Here is a 2,790-nt window from a genome sequence, read left to right on the forward strand (position 1 = left end):
ATCAAGGACAAATTAAAAACCTTTTCTGAATCTTTCATTTTATCTGACATTGCAGACGACAAGACTAAAAGGTCAAACGTATTTGATTTCTTAAATCAAACAAGTGATTTTCTTCTAGAAAACGAGCAAATTCAAAAATAAAATAAAAGCCATTGCAAACTTCACCTCGCAATGGCTTTTTAAAAATATACTTTATGGAACCCGATATTTTAAACAAAGATACAATTTTAAAACATTGTACTGAAAAAGATATTTTTATATCATTTGCAATGAATCATGGCATGCTTGCAAATCCTAATGATTATCAAAAGAAGAATGTTTCAAGCCCTTTCACCGAAGACAAAAAACCCTCATTTTCTTTCTACAAAGATGGAAACTTTCATAAATTCAAATGTAATAGTTCTGGGAAACAAGGGGATGTTTGGCAATTCGTTGCAGACTTAAACAATCTCGATTGCAAACATGATTTTAATGAAGTGCTTAAAGTAATTGCAAATCAAATGAATATTGGATTGCAAACCAGCTATAATAACACCGGCATTTTTAGAAAAGACAATCAAAAAGCCCAAAAATCGGGCGATATAGCCGAAACTATAGAGTTGCAAACCCCTAACAAAGATTCACAAAATAGCTTTGCAAAGCCGGATACAGACAAAAAACTTTCTGTAGTAAAAAGACAAAATTTTAGAGATATAGATTTAGAATTCTGGGATAATTTGGGTGTTGCAAAGCAAGTTCTCAATAAATTCAATGTGCATTCAATTTCAAGCTATAACTTCGCCGGGCAAAAACCATTCAATATAAAAAAAGAAGCAGTTGCATTTGCCTATGAAATGTCAGGCAATTACAAGCTTTACATTCCTGAACAAAAAAGTTTAGGTGTTAAAAAAAATGTATTACCCCCATTTAAATCGGGAATTTTCGGTTTTGAACAGTTACCAAAGGGTACAGTAAAAAGTATAATAATTTGTGAGGGGGAAAAAGATGTTATTGTTGCTCACTCGAGAGGTTTTAACGCAGTAACATTCGGGAGCAGTGCAATCCATATAAAACCTGAACAAATAAAAGGATTGCAAAGCCTTTGCGAGCAACTATTTATTTGTTATGACAACGATAAAGCCGGTATTTCAGGGACAAATCGAATTGTAGAGCAATACCCAAGCATAATACCTGTGCAATTACCTGATAGTACCATTGCAAACTATGACATTACCGATTACTTTCAAGAGCATACCGCCGATGACTTTCAAAAACTTATTGATTTAGCAGGAAAAAACAAAGAAAAAGTTGAAAAACAGGAAAGTTACGGACAATATGAACTACCAAAAGAAGTAACTACTCCAATTAATGAGTTGATTGAAGATATTGAGAAGTATAGAATGTTCATTGCAAACCATCAAATTTGGATAATGCAAGGCGATACCAAAAAAAGATACTTTAAATCCGTTTCTAATTTTGAGATTGAAATTATTCAACACATGCAAGATGAAAAAACGCCACTAAAACTGGTAAGAATAAAAAACATTTTCAATCAAGAGCATGTGTTTGACATTCCCTCTGAAAAACTTAATACCCCTCAAAAATTTGACGATACAATTACCGGATTTGGAAACTTTCTTTGGTTTGGATCTGCAAAAGATTTTCAAACACTTAGAGCATATTTATTTGATAAGATGGGAGCCGGAAAAAAAGTTGATTGTTTAGGATGGCAAAAAGAAAACGAAATTTGGATTTGGAACAACAAAGTAAATTTGTGCAATGGCCATTCATTAGAAATAGATTCAAATGGAATTTTCAAACATAATGATTCATCATATTACATACCATCGGCGAACAAGATTTACAAAAACAATCCCTTTAAATTTGATTCTCAAAAAAATGTTTGCTTGTTTAAAGCTGCGGTTCCTTTAGAAGTATATCTGCAAAAAATGATGGAAGTGCATAGACATCACTCCATTACTGCAATACTCTTTACAATATCATCAATTTTTCAGGACATCATTGTAAAAGAGGTCAAAGGATTTCCTATACTATTTCTTCAAGGTTTAACATCATCCGGGAAAGACCAACTTTCTAATTGTTGTCAAAGCTTTTTCGGCAAACCTCAAGCGGCAATAAATGTGGAAGCGGGAGTTTCAACAGCTAAAGCACATATCCGGGAATTTGCACAATTTTCAAACATAATTTGTCAATTTTCAGAGTACAAAAATGGGGACAAACAATTAGATGGCATTTTAAAGGGTATATGGGATAGAAATGGATACAAAAGAGGCAATATCGATAGCAGTGTAGCAACTGATACCGTACCAATTCTTTCATCTTTGATTTTAACCAGCAATTACTTTCCTGACGACGAGCCTCTAATTACAAGGCTACTGTGGGTTGACATGAATAAAAATGAATTTACAAAGCCTGAAATTGAAAAATACAATGAATTGGCCGACATAACAAACCAAGGAATAAGTTCTTACACTGATGAAATATTGCATTACAGAAAATTGTTCAATGAAAAGTTTATTGAAGAATTCAGAAAAAGTAAAGAAACATTTTCAGAATTAATACCAAACATACCATCAAGATTTAGCACAAACTATTCGATTCTCTCAGCGACATTTAAAGTCTTAAAGGATGTTGTGAAATTCCCATTTACTCAAAGCGAAACAATGCAATACTTTCAAAGATGCATCGAGTCACAGATGAATAAAATGAAATCAACTAGCATCATAAATAAATGATTTGTCTTTCTTTATCTGTTCTTGAATTATAACCTTGCTTGGAATACTCTCTTTG

General features: G+C 32.6%; 1 protein-coding gene. It reads left to right on the plus strand.

Going from position 1 to position 2,790, the window contains the following annotated elements:
- The first annotated feature begins 194 nt into the window (after positions 1–194).
- Positions 195–2,735 (plus strand): toprim domain-containing protein, encoded by a 2,541-nt coding sequence (locus tag C0512_RS15010; protein ID WP_290863022.1) that lies wholly within the window; start codon positions 195–197, stop codon positions 2,733–2,735.
- The last annotated feature ends 55 nt before the right edge of the window (positions 2,736–2,790 follow it).

The organism is Flavobacterium sp. (assembly GCF_013822155.1).
Lineage (GTDB): Bacteria > Bacteroidota > Bacteroidia > Flavobacteriales > Flavobacteriaceae > Flavobacterium.